This window comes from Streptomyces aquilus (assembly GCF_003955715.1).
Taxonomy (GTDB): Bacteria; Actinomycetota; Actinomycetes; order Streptomycetales; family Streptomycetaceae; genus Streptomyces; species Streptomyces aquilus.
Window position 1 is genome coordinate 678,164 of record NZ_CP034463.1, and the last position, 19,102, is coordinate 697,265.

Below are 19,102 nucleotides of genomic sequence, written 5' to 3' on the forward strand. Positions count from 1 at the left end.
GAGCCTGCGTCCGCGTCAGCCGTGCGGCAGGATCACCGCCCGTCCGTTGATCTTCCCGGCGTGCAGGCGCTCGTAGGCCAGCGGTGCCTCGTCCAGCGAGAACGTCTCGGTGTGCACCGACACCGCACCGGCCCGGGCCAGCCCGAGGACCTCGATGAGTTCGCCGCGGCTGCCCCAGTAGGGCGCGGTGACGGACACCTCGAACGGCAGGTGTCCGAACCCGACGGGCAGCGTCCCGCCGCCGATGCCGACGATGGTCACGTCGGCTTCCACGGCGGCCACGGCGCCCGCGGTGCGTACGGTCGGCTCGGCACCGACGAAGTCGAAGACCGCCTCCGCGCCGAGACCTCCGGTGAGCCGGCGGACCGCGCCCGCGGCCCCGGCGTCCGACAGGACCGCCTCGTGCGCGCCGACCTCACGGGCGAGGCGCAGCTTGTCGTCGCCGACATCGAGCGCGATCACCCGGGCCGGCGTCAGCGCGCGCAGCAGCTGGATGGCGACATGCCCGAGTCCGCCCGCACCGATGACCACGGCCGTCGAGCCCGGCACCAGCTTGGGCAGCGACCGCTTGATCGCGTGGTACGGGGTGAGCCCGGCGTCGGTCAGCGGCACGGCGGCGACGGGGTCGAGCCCGTCGAGCGGTACCAGGTGGCGCGGGTCGTCCACGAGCAGGTACTCCGCCATGGCGCCCGGCGCCCCGAGGCCGGGCGGGCGGATGCCCAGCTCGTCGGCGCGCAGACAGTAGTTCTCCTTGCCCTCGGCGCACTTGGCGCAGGTCCCGCAGCCCCAGGGCCCGTAGACGGCGACCGAGTCGCCCTCCCGTACGCCGCTGACGCCCGCGCCGAGCGCGGCGACGGTACCGACGCCTTCGTGGCCGAGGGTGAGCGGAAGCTCGTAGGGGAATCCTTCGGCGGGCCAGCTCATCACGGCGATGTCGGAGTGGCACACACCGGCGGCGGTGACCTTCAACAGGACCTGGCCGGGGCCGGGTTCGGGGTCGGGGACGGTGACGACCTCGGGCGGTGCGCCGATGGTGCGGTACTGAAGTGCCTTCATGACCGGACTCCTCTGCGACTCAGACGGCCGTGTAGGCGCCGTCGACCAGGTGGTAGCTGCCGGCCACGAAGGAGGCCCGGTCGGACAGCAGGAAGGCGATCAGTTCTGCGACCTCGTCGGGGCGGCCCAGCCGGCCGGCCGGGTGCAGGCCCACGAGTCCGTCGTAGGCGGCCTGGTCCATGCCCGTCAGCAGCGGAGTCTCGATGAAGCCGGGGCCGACCGCGTTGACGCGGATGCCCTTCGCGGCGTACTCGGCGGCGGTGGTCTTGGTCAGGCCGACCACGCCGTGCTTGGCGGCCACGTAGGCGGGGGAACCGGCGAAGCCGACCGAGCCGAGGATGGAGGCCACGTTGACGATGGCGCCGCCGCGGCCCGTGGACTCGATCGCGGGGAGCTCGTAGCGCAGGGAGTAGAAGACGCCGTCGAGGTTGGTGCGGACCACGCGGTCGTAGGCGGCGATGTCGTACGCGCCCGTCGGGGCGCTCGGACCGCCGATGCCGGCGTTGTTCACGGCCAGGTCGAGGCCGCCGTAGGTCTCGACGACGAAGGCGACGGCCGCCTCGACGGAGTCCGGGCGGGTGACGTCGAGTTCGACCGCGGCGGCCTTGATGCCCTCGGCGCGCAGTGCGGCGGCGGCCTGCTCGGCGCCCTCGGCGTTGTAGTCGGCGATGACGACGTTGGCGCCGCCCGCGCCCAGTCGGCGGGCGGTCGCGAGGCCGATGCCGGAGGCGGCGCCGGTGACGAGGGCGGTCCGCCCGGCGAACTCCGCGGCGTAGTCGGTCGTGGTCTCCGTCGCGTTTTCGGTGGTGGTGCTCATGGTGATCTCACTCTTCGGCAGTGCTGTCGGGGGCCGCGGACGCGGCCTCCGCGATCAGGGCGTCGTAGGCCTGTTCCACCAGGGCGGCGAGGTCTGCGGCTCCCGAGTCGGGGTCGGCGGCGCGCCGTGCCCAGACACGCAGCGCTGCCGTGAGGACGCCGGCGGCGGCGTCGACGACGACGGCGGGGCGCAGGTCCCGCACGTCGTCGGTACCGAGCCGTTCGGCGAGGATGCGGATCGAGTCCTCCTGGGCGTCGACGCGGATGCGTTCGTACGCGGCGAACAGGGCGGGCTCGCGGTCGACCAGTGCCATCAGGGCGCGCATCCTGGGGCGCAGATGGTGGGCCGGGTTGTCTTCGTCGGCGAGCCAGGCGCGCACGGCCCGCCGATAGGCCAGCAGGGGCGGCTCGCTCGCGGGGCGGTCCCGCAGCAGCGCGTTGATGCGGTCGCCGTCCCCGCGCACGAAGTCCAGGGCGGCGTCCTCCTTGCCGGTGAAATGCCGGCTGAAGGTGCGGCGGGTGACGTCCGCGCGCTCGGCGATCGCCTCGACGGTGGTGTGCGCGAGGCCGCGTTCCAGGATCAGGTCGACGGCGGCGACGGCCATGGCGTTCCTGGTCTGTCGTGCCTTGCGTCGGCGCCGGTCCTCAGTCATGTCCTCAACGGTACACCCTGATGTCCCAATGGGACATCTGACCCATTGGGACATCTCTGTCCGGCAGCTTGGGCCGGGGTGCCTCAGGCCGGTTCCTCGACCGTGTGCGAGTCGGTCAGGGTGAGGGCGCCGGCTGCCGCGATCAGGCCGACGAGGACCGCCAGGACGCCGTAGATGATCCGCTCGCCGTGGAAGAAGGACCGCACGAGGTCGCTGCTCCAGGTGCCCGCGGGCAGCTGGGTGGTGACCAGGGCCGCGATCAACGTGCCGACGACAGCGGTGCCGACGCTGGTGCCGACTTCCTGGGCGGTGTCGTTGAGCGCCGCGGCGACCGAGGTGCGGTTGTCCGGCATCGCGTCGACCAGCGCGATGGCGCAGATCGTCATGACGGTGCGCAGCCCGATGGTCATCACGACCATGGCCGCGGCGATGGCGGCGTACCCGTGGTCGACGCCCCAGGCGAGCCCGGCGAGCGCACCGGCCAGGCAGGCCGCGCCGACCAGACAGGCGATGCGGTGGCCGAACTTCTTGGCGAGCCCTTCCGACACGGGGGTCGCGACGATCATCGTCAGGATGATCGGCAGGTTCGCCAGGCCGGCTCGTACGGGGCTCCAACCGTAGGCGTACTGGAAGTGGAGGATGAGCCCGAACATCACGCCGGCCATCGCGATGGACGTTCCGATCTGGGCGATGGCGGCGCCGCGGACGGTCCCGCTGGAGAAGACGGTGAGGTCCAGCATGGGCGCCGCGCTGCGGCGCTCGTGCCGTACGAACCCGATGCCCGCGGCCACGGCTCCGGCGATCGATGCGAGCGTGATCGCGGAGAGCCAGCCGTGCTCGACGCCGCTGGTCAGCGCGTAGCAGGCCAGGCCGATGGCGAGGACGCTCAGGACGGCGCCCGGCAGGTCGAGCCGGTCGTTCGTCAGGTCCTGAGGACGGTCGGCGGCGACCCCGAGCCGTACTCCGATGGCGGCGATGAGCGCGATCGGCGCGTTGATCAGCAGGAGCCACTGCCAGCTCACGTGGGCGAGCGCCGTACCGCCCAGCAGCGGTCCGAGCACGAACCCGGACATGCCGACGACGATCATCAGGGTCATCGCGCGCATCCGCAGCGCCTGCTCGTCGAACAGCCGGAAGACGAGCGAGTTGGTGATGGGCGCCATGGCGGCGGCGGCAACGCCGAGTCCGGCACGCAGGGCTATGAGCTGCCCGGCTGAGTCGACGGCGATGACGCACAGGCTCAGCAGGCCGAACACGGCGAGGCCGATCAGCAGCACGCGTCGGCGTCCGGCGCGGTCGGCCAGGGAGCCGGCCGTCAGCAGGAGACCGCCGAACGTGAGCGAGTAGGCGCCGGTGACCCACTGCAGGGCGGTGGTGCCGCCGCCGAGGTCGCGGCCGATGGTCGGCAGCGCGATCGAGAGCAGGGTGTTGTCGACCATCTCGACGAAGAAGGCCAGGCAGAGCGCGGCCAGCGGAATCCAGGCCGCGCGCAGGGATGAGTAGGTACGGGTTGAAGCTGACTCGGTGGTGGTGGTCGCGGTCATGGCCGGCCTCCTGACGGAACGGGATTCGATTAACGAACGGCGTTCGATACTGGAACGATGTTCGAGAGTAGAACGTCGTTCGATGAAGACGCAAGTCTGTGATTGGATGGCCGCATGCCACGCCCGCGACCGCGTACCGCCACCGAGACCTCGCCCCGGGGCCGCCAACGGGCCTCACACTCCCTGGAGGCCGTCCTCACCGCGGCCGTGGCCCTGCTCGACGAGGCGGGCCAGTCGGCCCTGACCTTCCGCGCCCTCGCCGCCCGGCTCGGCACGGGCGTCGGGACCATCTACTGGTACGTCTCCAGCAAGGACGAACTGCTCGACCGCGCCACCGACCACGCGGTCGGCGCCATCCTGACCGCCGTCGAGGAACAGCCGCTGAGCGACGACCCGATCGCCGATCTGCGCGAGATGGCCATCACCCTGTTCGACGCGATGATGGACCGGCCCTGGCTGGCGGCCTACTTCATGCGCAACACCGACGTCCAGGGCCACTCACTGCGGCTGTACGAGAAGCTCGGCCAGCAGACCCTGCGCCTCGACCTCACACCACGGCAGCGCTTCCACGCCGTCTCGGCGATCGTGGGCGTCGTGGTCGGCACCGCCGCCGACCTCGGCGCGGAACTCCCGCAGGAGGTGCTCAGCGGCGAGATGAACCGCGTGGAGTACCTCAGCCGCTACGCCGAGACCTGGCGGAAGCTGGATGCCGCGCAATTCCCCTTCGTGCACGAGATCGCCGACGACTTCGCCGAGCACGACGACAGGGACCAGTTCCTCGCCGCGCTGGAACTGACCCTGGCGGGCCTGCGCCTCCAGGCGGAAACTCCCTGACGCCTGATTTCCCCCCTGTGAGCGCCATGGCTCCGTCCGTGTGCGTGTCGGATTGCCCCGTTCCGGTAAAGCGAACAACGTCAGGAGGAACAAGCAGCAACAGGACACATCCGACCAGGAAGCAGGTTGCGCGCATGTCCGCCAGCGAGAGCGAGAACCCGGCGATCCCCTCCCCCACCCCCACGGCGCATCGGCCCCGGACGAACCGCGACTGGTGGCCGGATCAGCTGGACCTTCAGGTCCTCCATCAGCATTCCGAGCGAGCGAACCCGCTGGACGAGGGCTTCGACTACGCCAAGGAGTTCGCGACCCTCGACGTCGAAGCGCTCAAGCGCGACGTCTTCGAGGTGATGACCACGTCGCAGGACTGGTGGCCCGCCGACTACGGTCACTACGGTCCGCTCTTCATCCGGATGAGCTGGCACTCCGCGGGAACGTACCGGATCGCGGACGGCCGCGGCGGTGGCGGCGCCGGCGCGCAGCGGTTCGCTCCGCTCAACAGCTGGCCGGACAACGCGAGCCTGGACAAGGCGCGCCGTCTGCTGTGGCCGGTCAAGCAGAAGTACGGGCAGCGGATCTCGTGGGCGGACCTGCTCGTCTTCGCCGGCAACTGCGCCATGGAGTCCATGGGGTTCAAGACCTTCGGGTTCGGTTTCGGGCGCGAGGACCAGTGGGAGCCCGAGGAGATCTTCTGGGGGCCCGAGGACACCTGGCTCGGCGACGAGCGCTACAGCGGGGACCGGGAACTCGCCGGCCCCTTCGGCGCCGTTCAGATGGGGCTGATCTACGTCAACCCGGAAGGCCCCAACGGCACCCCGGACCCGCTCGCCGCCGCCCGGGACATCCGGGAGACGTTCGCGCGGATGGCGATGAACGACGAGGAGACGGTCGCGCTCATCGCCGGCGGCCACACGTTCGGCAAGTGTCACGGGGCGGTCGACCCCAGCTACGTCGGCCCCGAACCCGAGGCCGCCCCCGTCGAGCAGCAGGGCCTCGGCTGGCACAACACGCACGGCAGCGGGGTCGGCGGCGACGCGCTGACGAGCGGGCTCGAAGGGGCGTGGACGTACGAGCCGACGAAGTGGGACAACGGGTACCTGGACAACCTGTTCGGCTACGACTGGGAACTCACCACGAGCCCGGCCGGTGCCCACCAGTGGACTCCCACCGACCCCTCCGCCCGGGACAAGGTCCCCGACGCCCATGACCCGTCCAAGCGGCACGCCCCGATCATGCTGACGACGGACCTCTCACTGAAAGTGGATCCGATCTACGGGCCGATCGCCCGGCGCTTCCACGAGAACCCGGACCAGTTCGCGCTGGCCTTCGCCAAGGCGTGGTTCAAACTCCTGCACCGCGACATGGGCCCCCGCTCCCGCTACCTCGGCCCGTGGATTCCCGAGCCGCAGCTGTGGCAGGACCCCGTTCCCCCGGTCGACCACGACCTGATCGACGACGCGGACATCGCCGCCCTGAAGGCAACCGTCCTCGCCTCCGGCCGGTCCGTCCCCCAGCTCGTCACCACCGCCTGGGCCTCGGCCGCCAGCTTCCGCGGCACCGACAAGCGCGGGGGCGCCAACGGGGCACGCATCCGGCTCGCACCGCAGAAGGACTGGGAGGTCAACGACCTCCCCGAAGTGACCGAGACGGTACGCGCCCTGGAGCAGATCCAGCAGGACTTCAACGGCTCGCAGACCGGCGGCAAGCGGGTCTCCCTCGCCGACCTGATCGTCCTGGGCGGCTGCGCGGCCGTCGAGAAGGCCGCGGCCGACGCCGGGCACGAGCTGACCGTGGACTTCACACCGGGGCGCACGGACGCCACGCAGGAACAGACCGACGTGGAGTCGTTCGCCGTACTCGAACCCAGGGCGGACGCGTTCCGCAACTACCTCAAGGCGGGCGAGAAACTCTCCCCCGAGACCCTCATGCTCGACCGCGCGAACATGCTCAACCTCACCGCCCCCGAGATGACCGTCCTGATCGGCGGCATGCGGGCGCTCGGCACCGGCTACAAGGGCTCCGCGCACGGCGCCTTCACCGACCGGCCCGGGGTCCTGACCAACGACTTCTTCGTCAACCTCCTCGACATGCGCACGCAGTGGTCCACGTCGGCCACGGACGAGAACGTCTACGAGGGCCGGGACCGGGACACCGGCGAGGTGAAGTGGACGGCGACCGCCGTCGACCTCGTCTTCGGTTCGCACTCCCAACTCCGCGCCCTCAGCGAGGTCTACGCCTCCCGTGACGCCGACGCGAAGTTCGTACGGGACTTCGCCGCGGCCTGGGACAAGGTGATGAACCTCGACCGGTACGACGTCCGCCCCTGAGCGACCGTCGGGGCCGCAGGCCAGGAGTTCTCCGAGCTCCTGGCCTGCGGGCGCGGGGCCCGTCGGCCCTGGTCAGACGCGTCGGCGCTGTGACACGCCGCCGGATGGCCTATCGAGGCCATTTGCTTATCTTCCGGTCATAACGTGCCGAATATGATGAAAACTCATGTCGCCTACCTGGCATGTGCCGCAGCACTCACCGGGGCAGCACTCGGCGCCGGACCGGCCGTCGCCGCCGCCCCCAGGACGCACCTCGTCTTTCCCGGGGACTCGATCCAGAAGGCGGTGGACACCGCCGACCCGGGAGACACCGTTCTGCTGACCCCCGGCACCTACCGCCAGAGCGTCAAGGTGACCACCCCTCATCTCACCCTGCGCGGCATGGGCCGCCTCACCGTCCTGGAGCCGGCCAAGACCAAAGCCGCCGAGAGCTGTGGTGAGAACGGCAACGGCATCTGCGTGGTCGGCAAGAAGGACAAGGACATCGAAGGCGTCACCATCGCCGACCTGACCGTGACCGGCTTCTCCAAAGCCGGGGTCATCGCGGTGGGGACCGACAAGCTGACGGTGCGGAACGTGACCGCGGTGAAGAACAAGGTCTGGGGGATCGCGCAAGAGCGTTCGGTCCGCAGCGTGTTGCGCCACAACACCGTCCGGGACAGCGGTGACGCCGGCCTGTTCCTCGCGAACACGATCAGAGCCGAGGAGGGCGCCGTGGACACCGAGGGGACCGTGATCGAAGCCAACCTCCTGCAAGGGAACCGGATCGGTGTCACCGTCCGGCGGCTGCGCGACCTCACCGTCGCGCACAACCGCATCTCCGGCAATTGCGCAGGCGTCTTCGTCGTCGGCGACGAGAACAAGCCGAAGGCCGGCGCTCTGACCGTGCGCGACAACCGCATCGCCCGCAACAACAAGTCCTGCCCCAAGACCGAGCGGCTCGAAGCGCTCCAGGGTTCCGGCATCGTGCTGACCGGCACCGAGGACACCGTGGTGACGAACAACCGCGTCATGGACAACGTAGGCAACTCCTCGATGTCCGGCGGCATCGTCCTGGCCAAGAGCTTCGTGGGCACCCCCAACGACCGGAACCGGATCACCGGCAACGTGCTCCAGGGCAACTCCCCGGCGGATCTCGTCAACACGGGCACCGGCGACGGCAACACCTTCCAGGGCAACTCCTGCCGGGCGTCGCGGCCCGCCGGCCTGTGCTGACCGCCCGCGGCACCGCTCATGAACTCCACGAAGGAGGGCGGCCCATGACGACCGCACAGACCTCACCCACGACATCCACCGCGCCACCAACCATGCGGCTCAGGGAACTCGCCTTCGGAGCGGCCTGCGCAGCCGCCCTCCGCGCCGCGACCCGCCTGAACGTCGCCGACGCCCTCGGTGACACCCCGCTGACCGCCGAGGAACTCGCCGCCGCGGTCACGACCGAACCGAAGCCGCTGCGACGGCTGCTGCGCGCCCTGTCCTGCTACGGCGTCTTCGCCGAGCGCCCGGACGGCACGTTCACCCACACCGACATGTCCCGGCAACTGCGCACGGACGACCCGCACAGCCTGCGCGACATCGTGCTGTGGTGCACCGAGCCATGGACCTGGGACGCGTGGCCCCGCCTGGACGAAGCGGTGCGCTCCGGCCGCAACGTCGTCGAGGAGCTCTACGGCAAGGAGTTCTTCCCCTACCTCAACGAAGACGCCCCCGAGTCGGCCGACGTCTTCAACCGCGCCATGACGACCTCCAGCGTGCAGTCAGCGCGCGATGTCGCCCGGTTCCTCGACCTGTCGACAGCCACCTCCGTCGCCGACATCGGGGGCGGCCAGGGGCATGTGGTGGCGAGCCTGCTGGAGAAGTACCCGTCGCTGCACGGCACTCTGCTCGACCTGCCGCGCGTGGTGGCCAACGCCGATCCACGGCTGCGGGCGGGAGGCGCGCTCGCCGACCGGATGCGCCTGGTGCCCGGTGACTGCCGCGAGGACGTCCCGGTCGAGGCCGACGTGTACGTCATCAAGAACATCCTGGAGTGGGACGACGACAGCACGACCCGCACCCTGCGCAACGTCATCCGGGCGGGCGGTCCCGGGGCGCGGGTCGTGGTCATCGAGAACCTCGTCGACGACACCCCGTCGATGCGGTTCAGCACCGCCATGGACCTGCTGCTGCTTTTGAACGTGGGCGGCGCCAAGCACACCACCGCCAGCATGACCGACCGGCTGACCAAGGCGGGCCTGGTCATCGACGACGTACGCCCCGTCAACCCCTATCTGCACGCCTTCGACTGCACCGTCCCCGGGTGACCGGACCCGATCCGGCACCACCTCGCAAACCGCCGGTCGCCGGGCGCGCAACCCTCGCGTGCCCGGCGACCGGCGGTTGATGCGGGTGCTTCAGGAGGTGGCGTCCCGCTCCCAGCGGTAGAAGCAGCGCGCCATCGCGTCCTTCGGCGACCGCCAGGTCTCCGGGTCGTACGCGGTGACGTACGCCGACAGCCGTTCGCTGACGTCCCGGAACTGGGGATGGCCAACCACCTTGGCGATGGCGGGTGCGGGGTCCCGCTCGGACTCGATGAGGTGCAGATAGACGTCGCCGAACTGGAAGAGGCTGCGGCGGGCGACGCCCACGAGGTGCGGCAGCTCTCCCCTGTCCGACTCCTCGAAGACCTTGGCGATGTCGATGGCCGACTCCGGCGCCATGCGGGCGACGATCAGGGACTGGTGCATCGTCCTGTCCTCCGTCCGGCTCAGTCGGACAGCACCGGCGCGGGCCGGCGCTCCGTGGCTGCCTGCTCGATCCGGTCCCGGATCAGCGCCATCTGGACCTTGGAGTTCCGGTTGATGTTGTTCGTCATCCAGTCGTCGTCGACCGGCGCGTCCGGCTTCATCGCGAAGTCCTGGGTCCACACCATCCGGGTGCCCTCGAGCACCTTCTCGTACCGCCACACGATGTTCATGTAGGCGAAGGGCCCGGTCTCGACCCGGCGGGCGCGCACCGTGAGCGTGTCACGGTCCGGCTCGCGCTCCGACACCCAGCTCCACACCTTCCCGTTCTCGTCGGGGTGCATGGTCAGCCGGAAGGTGGTCCGGTTCCCCTCCTGGGAGAGGATCTCGGCGGAGGCGTACTCGCTGAACAGCTGCGGCCAGTTCGCGACGTCGTTGGTCATGTCCCAGACCAGGTCGAGCGGTGCGCCGATGGTGATCTCGTTCTCGGTGTGCCCGGCCATGTCAGGCCTCCGTCAGCAGGACGCTGTTGACCAGTTCCAGGAACTGCTGGGGGGTCTTGCTCTTCTCCGCGTCGACCGGCATGGGCGTGCCGTACCGGTTCTCCAGCTCGCCCACGATGCCGAGCAGTGCGAGGGAGTCGATCCCGAAGGCGTCGAAGCCGGTGTCGTAGCGCCGGCGGAGCTCCTCCGGGGAGACGGTCACTCCGGCGGACTTCTTCATGAGCTCGGTGAGCTCCTCCACGGTGATGCGGTCACTCATGCGGTGTTTCTCCCTGCTGTGTCGGGTGCTGGGTGAGGAGGGCTGGCGATGCCTCGTCAGGAGGCGTCGCCGGCGCCGCGCCGGAGCACGAGCGCCGAGTTCGACCCCATGAGTCCTCGGCTGAGGACGAGCGCGGTGCGCAGTTCGGCGGCGCGGGCGCGGGAGGTCACGAGGTCGAGGTCGTGGCAGGCGTCGAAGACGTTGGGGGTGGGCGGGATCAGACCGTGCTCCAGCGCGAGGACGGCCGCGGCGACGTCCAGGACGGGCGCTGCCGCGTAGCTGCGGCCGGTGCCGGTCTTCGGCGCGGTGACGGGGACGCGCCTGCCGCGCTCGCCCAGGGCGTCCACGATCGCCAGCGCCTCGGCACGATCCGCCTCCGGTGCACCGAGGGCGTCGGCGAAGACCACGTCGATGTCCTCGGGCGCGCAGTCGGCCTCCGCCAAGGCACCCAGGACGGCCTGGGCCAGCCCTTGCCGGGACTCCTCCCAGCGGGAGGCACCCGTGAACGTGGCCGCATGGCCCGCCACGGTGGCCCGCACGGATGCGCCGCGGTCGCGGGCCGCGGCCTCGCTCTCCACGACGAGCATGGCGCCGCCCTCGGCGGGCACGAATCCGCAGGCCGCCGTGGTGAAGGGGCGGTAGGCGCGCTGGGGGTCGTCGACGGTGCTCAACTCCTCGTAGCCGAGCTGGCAGACCATCGAGTAGGGGGCCAGCGGCGCCTCGGTCGCGCCGGCCACGAGCACGTCGGTGCCGCGCCGCACGGCCCGCGCCGCATGCGCCACGGCGTCGAGGCCGCCGGCCTCGTCGGCGGCGACCACACCGCACGGCCCCTTGAAACCACGGCGGATCGAGATCTGGCCGGTGCTCGCGGCGTAGAACCAGGCGATGGACTGATACGGCCCGACGAAACGGCTGCCCTTGTCCCACAGCCGCTCAAGCTCGCGCTGCCCGAACTCGCCGCCACCGGAGCCCGCCGCGGTCACCACCCCCACGGAGAACGGCGCCGCGTCCGTCTCGCCGCGGCCGAGACCGGCGTCGTCGAGGGCCTGGTCGGCCGCGGCCATCGCGAAGTGGGTGAACCGGTCGGTCTGGACGAGGTAGCGCTCCTCGACCAGGGCCGGCGGGTCGAAGTCCCGGACCTCACCGGCCACCCGCAGCGGCAGGTGCCCGCATCCCTCACGGGTGATGCGGTCCAGGACGCTGATGCCCTCCTTGGTCGACTTCCAGAAGGTGTCGGTGCTGGTGCCGTTGGGCGCGACCACGCCGATGCCGGTGATGGCCGCGCGCCGAGGATGTCCGCTCATCGTCTTTCCTCCCTCGGCAGGTCGAGGACCACCGCGGACTGGAAGCCGCCGAAGCCGCTGCCCACGGAGAGAACGCTGTTCAGCCTTCGCTCACGGGCGACGCGCGGGACGTAGTCCAGATCGCACTCGGGGTCCGGCGTCTCGTAGTTCGCGGTGGGCGGGACGACCTGGTGGGTCAGGGACAGCGCACAGGCGACGAGTTCGATCGCCCCGATCGCGCCGAGCGAGTGGCCCACCATGGACTTGATGGAGCTCATGGGCGTGTCGTAGGCGTGCGCGCCCAGGGCCCGTTTGACCGCGGCCGTCTCGTGCCGGTCGTTCTGGAGGGTGCCCGAGCCGTGCGCGTTGACGTAGTCGATCGCGGTGCGGTCCAGCCGGGCCTGGTCCAGGGCCTCCTCGATGGCCCGGGCCATCTCCAGTCCCTCACTGGTCAGACCGGTCATGTGGTAGGCGTTGCCGAACGTGGCATAGCCGCCGATCTCGCAGTACACGCGCGCGCCGCGGGCCCGGGCGTGTTCCAGCTCCTCCAGGACGAGGACCGCGCCGCCCTCCCCCATGACGAACCCGTTGCGGTCCGCGTCGAAGGGACGCGAGGCGTGGGCGGGATCGTCGTTGTTCGGGGACGTCGCCTTGATCGCGTCGAAGCAGGCCATGGTGATCGGTGAGATCGGCGAGTCCGACGCCCCGGTTATGCAGATGTCGGCCCGGCCCTCCTCGATCGTGTGGAAGGCGTATCCGACCGCGTCCAGGCCCGAGGTGCAGCCGGTGGAGACCGTCTGCACCGGGCCGCGGGCCTCGAACCGCTCGGCCACCGTCGAGGCGAGGGTGCTCGGCGAGAACGCGCGGTGCAGATGCGGGCCGGCCTGCCGGTGGTCCACGTCCCAGCGCCTGCCCCGCTCGCTGACCAGCACGTAGTCGTGCTCCAGCCGGGTGGTGCCGCCGACGGCGGTGCCCAGGGAGACCGCCACGCGCCACGGGTTCTCCACGGCGAGGTCGAGGCCGGAGTCCCGTACCGCCTCCTCGCCGGCCGCCAGGGCGAACTGGATGTACCGGTCGCAGCGGGCGATCTGCTCCGGGTCCAGACCGTGGGCCGCCGGATCGAAGTCGCACTCGGCGGCGATCCGCGACCGCAGCCCGGCCGGGTCGAAGAAGGTGATGCCCCGCGTCGCCGTGCGCCCCTCGGACAGCAGGTCCCAGAAGGCCGGGACCCCGATGCCCTGCGGGGCGACGACGCCCAGGCCGGTGACCGCAACGCGCCTGGTCATGAACGGACCTGAGGTCGCTCGGCCACCCGCCCCACGCTCGTGTGGGTCGGTTCCGCGGCGATCGGCACTCCGTCCGCGTCCTCGGTGTCGACGTGGCCGAGCGGCGGGCTCGGGGCGAGCGGGCCGAGGTGGAAGACCATGCGGGCCTCCACCTTGCCGACGTTGCGGAAGCGGTGCCGCATGTAGGCGGGGATCAGCAGCCCCTGCTCGGGCTGCAGCGGATGGGTCTCGCCGTCCAGGTCCACCTCCAGCTGCCCGCAGAGGACGTAGATGAACTCCTCGGAGTAGGGGTGGTAGTGCTCGGCGATGCGGTCGCCGGGCTGCACGATGGCCACTCCCATGAAACCGCTGGTGGAGCCGACGGTGGCGGGGGTGAGCATGGCGCGCAGGTCCCCGCCGCGCCGGGTGTTGGGCTCGACCTCGCTCAGGTCCACGATTCCGGGAAGTTTGGTCACGACGTTCCTCCGAACATGTGTGTCGCCGGCATGGCGCGTGGACATCACGGCCCGGTTGCCGGCGGGGCGAATCAGGCGTCGGGCGCCCGGCGGTCGGTGACGAGGTCCATACGGGGGATGTTGAGCTGGTGTGCGGCAACGCCGTCCTTCGCTCCCGCGCGGTCGGCGTGGAGGGCTTCCGCCTCCAGGAGTTCCGCGAGCTCGGTCGCCTCGGCAGGCTCCGAGAGGCCCAGCATGGCAACGTTGTCGAACCCTTCACGCACGTCCACGAGCCGTACCACCACGTCGTCGCGCTGGAAGATCGTGCTGCGCAGCAGCGGCGTGCGCGGATCGTCGGACGCCGCCGCGTCCTGACGGGCGAGCAGCTCGGCCAGGCGCATACCGCACCCTTCACGGGCCGGGTAGTACAGCGCCTGCCGCACGGCATCCGCACTGTCCTGACCCGACGTCACATGGTGGACGGCGGGCAGCGCCGCGCGGGTGAAGAAGAGACGGGCGGCCTCGGGGTCGTCGAGGTCCCTGTCCTGCTCCAGGTAGGGGTTGATGGCTTCCTCGACGGCCCGTACCTCGGGCTGCTTGGCGACGTGACGCAGCGCGGCGAGCAGGTCGCCCCGCACCTCGATGGCCCGCACCACCCGGTTGCCGTGCATGAACAGGGAGGTGCGGCACAGCTGGGTGGTGTCGTCGACGCGTGACTCCGGCGAGGCGTATCCGGCCAGGATCTCGGCGACGGCTTCCTCGCTGCCCGGCTTGACCGTGAAGGTGAGCGCGTGCCGGACCAGCCCGTCACCGATTCTCGGGGAGGCCTGCAGCCCACGGCCGCCGGGTTCGGCGGCCGCCGCCGGGCCGCCGGTCTCCCGCACGACGTGGAAGCGCAGCGACCGGGTGTCGCGGACGCAGCTGTGCAGCGGCTCCACCATCCGTACGTGGTCCTCGCTGTTGACCCAGGTGAGGAAGGGCGGGGCACTCTCCCACTCGCTCGTGATGAGCCATTGCGAGGGGTTCTCGATGGACTGGCACAGCTGGTCGCTGACATGCCCAGGGACGGAGGCGACCTGGTTGCACAGCTGCTCGTAGGCCTCCAGGAACTGCTGCTGGGCACCGTCGTAGACGTCCACGAGCAGGACGACACGCAGCCGGGAGCCGTCGAACACGGACTGGGCGACGCGCTGCGACGCCTCTCGCATGAAGGTTTCCGAAACACGTTCGGACGTGGTGGTCATCCTGCGCACATCTCCTTGACGGGGAACGGACCGGACAGGTCTCGATCACGTCGCTGCGGCTCCGACGTGCCTCGATCCCTCGATCCCTCGATCCTGAGCCCGCTTCCGGAGGTGCGCGACTCTTATGCGACTGGCCGGGCGACCCCGGGGCCTGGCGGGCCGGTCCCGCTCAGACCAGGTGGGCGAAGACCACCAGGTTGTCCGTGTAGTCCCGGACCGTATGGTCGTAGTCACCCGCACAGGTGATGAGCCGGACCTGCGCCTGGGCCGTGTCGGCGTAGACGCGCCGGCTCGGGAAGCGGTCCTTCTCGAACGTCTCCACGCTGTCGACCACGAAGGACGCGGTGCGCCCGTCGGCCCGCCGCACCTTGAAGGTGTCCCCCTTCTCCAGCTCTCCGAGGTCCACGAAGACGGCAGCCGAGGTCGTCGTGTCGACGTGCCCGGCGATGATCGAGGTGCCCGCCTCCCCGGGGGAGGCTCCCTTGGCGAACCAGCCGACGAGATTGGTGTCCCCGGCCGGGGGCGGCTGGAGCTGTCCGGTGGGGCCGATGGCGAGATCCGTGAAGGGCGCATCGACGGAGATCTTCGGAATGAGCAGGCGTACGGGTCTCGCGCGCGGCAGATGGTTCCCCGCGGCCCGTGCGGCCGGCGGAGCCGCCGCGGCATCGGTGTGCGGGGCCCGGGTCGGGCGGGAGGCGTCGGACGGCGTGCCGTCATGGCCGCCGAACAGGCCCATGGCCAGTACCAGGACCGCTACCGCACCCACCACCAGCGCTTTGGTGCGGGGCGGGTTGTCTGCGAGGGAAGGGGGGTGGTCTGCCATCGGACGCTACCTCACCAAGGCGTGACAGAAGTTCAGATGAAGAACGGGTAGGGGGGAGCCGGCGGGCCGCCACGCGACACGCGCGTGGCGGCCGCAGCGGCTATCGCATCCGGCATGGGTCAGGCCACGCTTTCGGAGATCTTCTTACGGCGCGCCGCGTAGAGACCGGTACCGGCGACCGCCAGGACGGCCAGCCCACCCGCGGTCACGGCCGGCGAGGCGAGTGCGCCGCCGCCGGTGTGCATGCCGCCGCTCGGCTTCTCCTCGCGGCCGCTCCACCCGTCGCTGTCCTGCTCCCCGCTCCAGGAGTCCTCCTCCTGCTTCGTGCTGCCGGAGTCCTTGCCCTGTCCCTTGTCCTTGTACGTCTCCGGGTCGAACCTGGGGTCCTTCGCGGTGTCCGAACCGTCCGCGTTCACCGCGGTCAACGCCCCACCACCGGTGTGCATGCCACCGCGCGGCGAGTCGTGACCGCTGTCCTTGTCGTGCTCCTTGCTGTACGAGGAGTCCGTTTCCTTGCTGTACGAGGAGTCCGTGTGGTCCTCCCAGTCGCTGCCGGCGGCATGGGCGCCGGGTGCGCCCAGAACGAGGACGGTCGAAGCCGCCGCGGTGGCAAGGAGCATGCGAGCAGAGTGCATCTGACATTCCCTCCGCCGAGGAGCGGACAGCTGGCGCTTCGTCAGCTGAGGTGATCCGTCCCCGACGTGATCCACCGTCAGTGCCCACCGTGCCTCGCACCACTCGGGACGATCGCTCGGGTGAACACACCCACTCGTTCGACGGCGGCAGAACCACGACCGCACGACACGGCCGACCGGCCCCGTCGAGGGACCGGTCGGCCGTATCTGCCAAGGTCAGACGGTTGCCAGCAGCGTGGTCAGCGCATGACGCAGCACTGACTCGGCGTCAGGCTCCGCCCCTGCGGCCCGCCAGGCCACGAACCCGTCGGGCCGGACCAGCACGGCGCCTTCGGGCGTCGTTCCATGAGCGGCCGCCCAGTCCGCCCCGCCCTCGGGCGTCAGCTCGGCATCGGGGCCGCTGCCCAGCCGGTACGAGGTCAGGGGGACGGACATCGATGCGGCGACGCGGACGGCCGCCTCGTGCCAGCCACTTGGGTGATCGGCGTCGCTGAGCAGGACGAACGACCTCTCGTAGAGGTCCAGAGTGGAGATCTGTTCGCCTCGATGACGGACCGCCAAGTGCGGCGCTCTGCTGCCGGGTTCCCCGGACAGCTCGAAGCGTTCCGGTACGACCGGAGTGTCGGGGTCGGTTCCGAGGACTGCTCCGCGTGGATAGCGGTAGCCGAGGACCACGCCGAGGATGCCGCGCTGCGGGCCGCCGCCACCGCCACCGCCCATGCCGGGTGGCGGAGCGAAGCCGGGGTGGCTGTGCTCCACGGACCGTGCGGAGGCGCGGGCGCTGGTCGCCTCGGCCACCGGGCGCCGCTCGGCGTCGTAGCTGTCCAGCAGCGCCTCCCCCGCCCAGCCGCCGAGCACCGCGGCCAGTTTCCAGGCGAGGTTGTGCGCGTCCTGGATGCCGGTGTTGGAGCCGAAGGCACCGGTGGGGGACATCTCGTGGGCCGAGTCTCCGGCCAGGAAGACCCGCCCCGCCCGATAGCTGCGGGCCACCCGCTCGGCGGCGTTCCAGGGAGCCTTACCGGTGACCTGTACGTCGAGGTCGGCCACTCCGATCGCGCGCCGGATGTGCTCCGCGCACCGCTCGTCGGTGAACTCCTCCAGCGTTTCGCCCTGTTCGGGATGCCAGGGAGCGTGGAACACCCAGTTCTCCCGGTTGTCCACCGGCAGCAGCGCCCCGTCCGCCTCCGGGTTCGTCAGGTAGCAGACGATGAAGCGGCGGTCGCCCACGACCTCGGCGAGCCGGCGGGACCGGAAGGTGATGCTGACGTTGCTGAACAGGTCGCCAGGACCGCTCTGGGCGATGCCGAGTTGCTCACGAACGGGGCTGCGGGGGCCGTCCGCGGCGACGAGGTAGTCCGCGCGGATGGTGGTGTGCTCGCCGGTCTCCCGGCTCTTGACCACCGCGGTGACGCCGGAGGAGTCACTGTCGAACGACAGCATTTCGGTGCCGTAGCGCAGATCGCCGCCGAGCCGCTCGGCGTGCGCGAGCAGCACCGGCTCCAGGTCGTTCTGGCTGCACAGGCACCAGGAGCTGGGGCTGAAGCGGGCCAGTGCGCCGCCCGCGTCGATCTCCTTGAACAGCCACTCCCCCGCGTCGCCCACCAGGGTGGGTGTCTGGAGGATCCCGTGGTTGTCGTCCAGGGTGGCGGCGGCCTCCCGGATCCCCGGCTCGACGCCGGCCGTCCGGAACAGCTCCATCGTACGGACGTTGTTCCCGCGCCCACGGGGGTGAATGGACGTTCCTGCGTGCCGCTCCACCAGCGTGTGCCGTACGCCCAACCGGCTCAGGAACAACGACGTCGACAGCCCGACGAGGGATCCTCCGACGATGAGGACGGGGACGTGATGGATCGTCTCGTCGGTCTGCTCGTCTGTTCGTTCCGTTCTTCGTGCCATGGCCCGCCTCCAGCTCGCTGTCTCTGTCGACCCGGCCGCATTCGGCCGCGAGCCTCATCCATGCCCCCCTGGCAACCGCACGGGCCCAAGCTTCACCCGCTCTACTCGCCGGGTTCGCCGAGTCAGCGGAACCGGGGCGTCGTATGTGGCGGGGCAGGCTTCGTCGGCCGGCGGCCTGGACCTGGACGGTGAGGACGTGCTGGGCATCGCCTGGGACGCACACATCAGGGCGGCGATACCACCGGCACAGGGTGCGGTGGTATCGCGCTCGCGTACGGTCGTTCAGCGTGTCGCGCCGTCCTCACGCGGGACCGTGCGGTGTGGAGACCGGCGGGCGCTGCTCGGACATCGGGCGTTCCTCGGACAGGTCGAAGAGGTTGTCGCGCTGGACCACGCACAGGGCCCAGATGATGAAGCCGGAGAGGGCGATCATCACCACCGACCACACCGGGTAGTACGGCAGGGAGAGGAAGTTGGCGATGATGACGAATCCGGCGATGACCACGCCGGACACGCGCGCCCAGGTCGCCGTCTGGAGCAGCCCGATACTGACGATCACGGCGACCACGCCCAGAGCGAGGTGGACCCAGCCCCAGCCGGTCAGGTCGAACTCGAAGACGTAGTTGCGCGTCGTGACGAAGATGTCGTCCTCGGCGATGCCCATGATGCCCCGGAAGATGTCGAGCAGGCCGACGAGAAAGAGCATCACGGCTGCGAAGGCCGCCAGGCCGGTGGCCCACTCCTGCTTCGCCGTGTGTGCCGGCCGGGTGTGTGTCGCGGTCATCT

Annotated in this window: 19 protein-coding genes; 4 read left to right on the forward strand and 15 right to left on the reverse strand. The window is 70.5% G+C overall.

Annotated elements, in window-relative coordinates; translation table 11 throughout:
- Positions 1 to 15: 15 nt before the first annotated feature.
- From EJC51_RS03270 to EJC51_RS03285, 4 genes are all read right to left on the reverse strand, one after another.
- Positions 16 to 1,056: an NAD(P)-dependent alcohol dehydrogenase gene (locus EJC51_RS03270; protein WP_126269591.1), complete on the reverse strand. Its 1,041-nt coding sequence runs from the start codon at positions 1,054 to 1,056 to the stop codon at positions 16 to 18.
- A 19-nt stretch (positions 1,057 to 1,075) separates the two neighbouring features.
- Positions 1,076 to 1,873, reverse strand: a complete 798-nt coding sequence (locus EJC51_RS03275) for an SDR family NAD(P)-dependent oxidoreductase (RefSeq protein WP_126269592.1) — start codon at positions 1,871 to 1,873, stop codon at positions 1,076 to 1,078.
- A gap of 7 nt (positions 1,874 to 1,880) precedes the next feature.
- Positions 1,881 to 2,525: a TetR/AcrR family transcriptional regulator gene (locus tag EJC51_RS03280; protein ID WP_126269593.1), complete on the reverse strand. Its 645-nt coding sequence runs from the start codon at positions 2,523 to 2,525 to the stop codon at positions 1,881 to 1,883.
- 83 nt (positions 2,526 to 2,608) lie between these two features.
- Positions 2,609 to 4,069 carry an MFS transporter gene (locus EJC51_RS03285; protein ID WP_126269594.1) on the reverse strand — a complete coding sequence of 487 codons (1,461 nt, stop codon included), beginning with the start codon at positions 4,067 to 4,069 and terminating at the stop codon, positions 2,609 to 2,611.
- A 183-nt stretch (positions 4,070 to 4,252) separates the two neighbouring features.
- Between EJC51_RS03285 and EJC51_RS03290 the strand changes: the two genes are divergently transcribed.
- The 4 genes from EJC51_RS03290 to EJC51_RS03305 all read left to right on the forward strand — a co-directional run bounded on the left by EJC51_RS03290 (position 4,253) and on the right by EJC51_RS03305 (position 9,533).
- The gene (locus EJC51_RS03290; protein WP_126276785.1) at positions 4,253 to 4,903 is read left to right on the forward strand and encodes a TetR/AcrR family transcriptional regulator; all 651 of its coding nucleotides are present in this window, start codon (positions 4,253 to 4,255) and stop codon (positions 4,901 to 4,903) included.
- Between the two features lie 134 nt (positions 4,904 to 5,037).
- Entirely contained in the window at positions 5,038 to 7,230 is a 2,193-nt protein-coding gene (gene katG, locus EJC51_RS03295) for a catalase/peroxidase HPI (RefSeq protein ID WP_126269595.1), read from the forward strand.
- Between the two features lie 153 nt (positions 7,231 to 7,383).
- Complete coding sequence (locus tag EJC51_RS03300) at positions 7,384 to 8,445, forward strand: right-handed parallel beta-helix repeat-containing protein (protein WP_126269596.1); 1,062 nt, start codon at positions 7,384 to 7,386, stop codon at positions 8,443 to 8,445.
- Between the two features lie 44 nt (positions 8,446 to 8,489).
- Positions 8,490 to 9,533, forward strand: coding sequence for a methyltransferase (locus EJC51_RS03305; protein WP_126269597.1), 1,044 nt, complete (start codon positions 8,490 to 8,492; stop codon positions 9,531 to 9,533).
- Between the two features lie 90 nt (positions 9,534 to 9,623).
- Here the strand turns inward: EJC51_RS03305 and EJC51_RS03310 are convergent, their stop codons facing one another.
- The 11 genes from EJC51_RS03310 to EJC51_RS03360 all read right to left on the reverse strand — a co-directional run bounded on the left by EJC51_RS03310 (position 9,624) and on the right by EJC51_RS03360 (position 19,100).
- Positions 9,624 to 9,956, reverse strand: coding sequence for a TcmI family type II polyketide cyclase (locus EJC51_RS03310; RefSeq protein WP_126269598.1), 333 nt, complete (start codon positions 9,954 to 9,956; stop codon positions 9,624 to 9,626).
- Between the two features lie 20 nt (positions 9,957 to 9,976).
- A complete protein-coding gene (locus tag EJC51_RS03315) occupies positions 9,977 to 10,456 on the reverse strand; it encodes an SRPBCC family protein (RefSeq protein WP_126269599.1) in 480 nt (159 codons plus the stop codon).
- Between the two features lies 1 nt (position 10,457).
- Entirely contained in the window at positions 10,458 to 10,715 is a 258-nt protein-coding gene (locus EJC51_RS03320) for an acyl carrier protein (RefSeq protein ID WP_126269600.1), read from the reverse strand.
- Positions 10,716 to 10,771: 56 nt separating this feature from the next.
- Entirely contained in the window at positions 10,772 to 12,019 is a 1,248-nt protein-coding gene (locus EJC51_RS03325) for a beta-ketoacyl synthase N-terminal-like domain-containing protein (RefSeq protein WP_126269601.1), read from the reverse strand.
- On the reverse strand, positions 12,016 to 13,284 hold the full coding sequence (locus tag EJC51_RS03330; RefSeq protein WP_126269602.1) for a beta-ketoacyl-[acyl-carrier-protein] synthase family protein: 1,269 nt from the start codon (positions 13,282 to 13,284) through the stop codon (positions 12,016 to 12,018). The genes EJC51_RS03325 and EJC51_RS03330 overlap by 4 nt, the downstream gene beginning before the upstream one ends.
- Positions 13,281 to 13,784: a cupin domain-containing protein gene (locus EJC51_RS03335; protein WP_399583152.1), complete on the reverse strand. Its 504-nt coding sequence runs from the start codon at positions 13,782 to 13,784 to the stop codon at positions 13,281 to 13,283. Before EJC51_RS03335 ends, EJC51_RS03330 begins: the two co-directional genes overlap by 4 nt.
- Positions 13,785 to 13,810: 26 nt before the next feature.
- Positions 13,811 to 14,962 (reverse strand): SchA/CurD-like domain-containing protein, encoded by a 1,152-nt coding sequence (locus EJC51_RS03340; protein ID WP_126269603.1) that lies wholly within the window; start codon positions 14,960 to 14,962, stop codon positions 13,811 to 13,813.
- 169 nt (positions 14,963 to 15,131) lie between these two features.
- On the reverse strand, positions 15,132 to 15,785 hold the full coding sequence (locus EJC51_RS03345; RefSeq protein ID WP_126269604.1) for a class F sortase: 654 nt from the start codon (positions 15,783 to 15,785) through the stop codon (positions 15,132 to 15,134).
- A gap of 119 nt (positions 15,786 to 15,904) precedes the next feature.
- Positions 15,905 to 16,405, reverse strand: a complete 501-nt coding sequence (locus EJC51_RS03350) for a hypothetical protein (protein ID WP_126269605.1) — start codon at positions 16,403 to 16,405, stop codon at positions 15,905 to 15,907.
- A gap of 231 nt (positions 16,406 to 16,636) precedes the next feature.
- Entirely contained in the window at positions 16,637 to 18,316 is a 1,680-nt protein-coding gene (locus EJC51_RS03355; RefSeq protein ID WP_126269606.1) for an FAD-dependent oxidoreductase, read from the reverse strand.
- A 301-nt stretch (positions 18,317 to 18,617) separates the two neighbouring features.
- Complete coding sequence (locus EJC51_RS03360; RefSeq protein WP_126269607.1) at positions 18,618 to 19,100, reverse strand: DUF7144 family membrane protein; 483 nt, start codon at positions 19,098 to 19,100, stop codon at positions 18,618 to 18,620.
- Between the last annotated feature and the right edge of the window lie 2 nt (positions 19,101 to 19,102).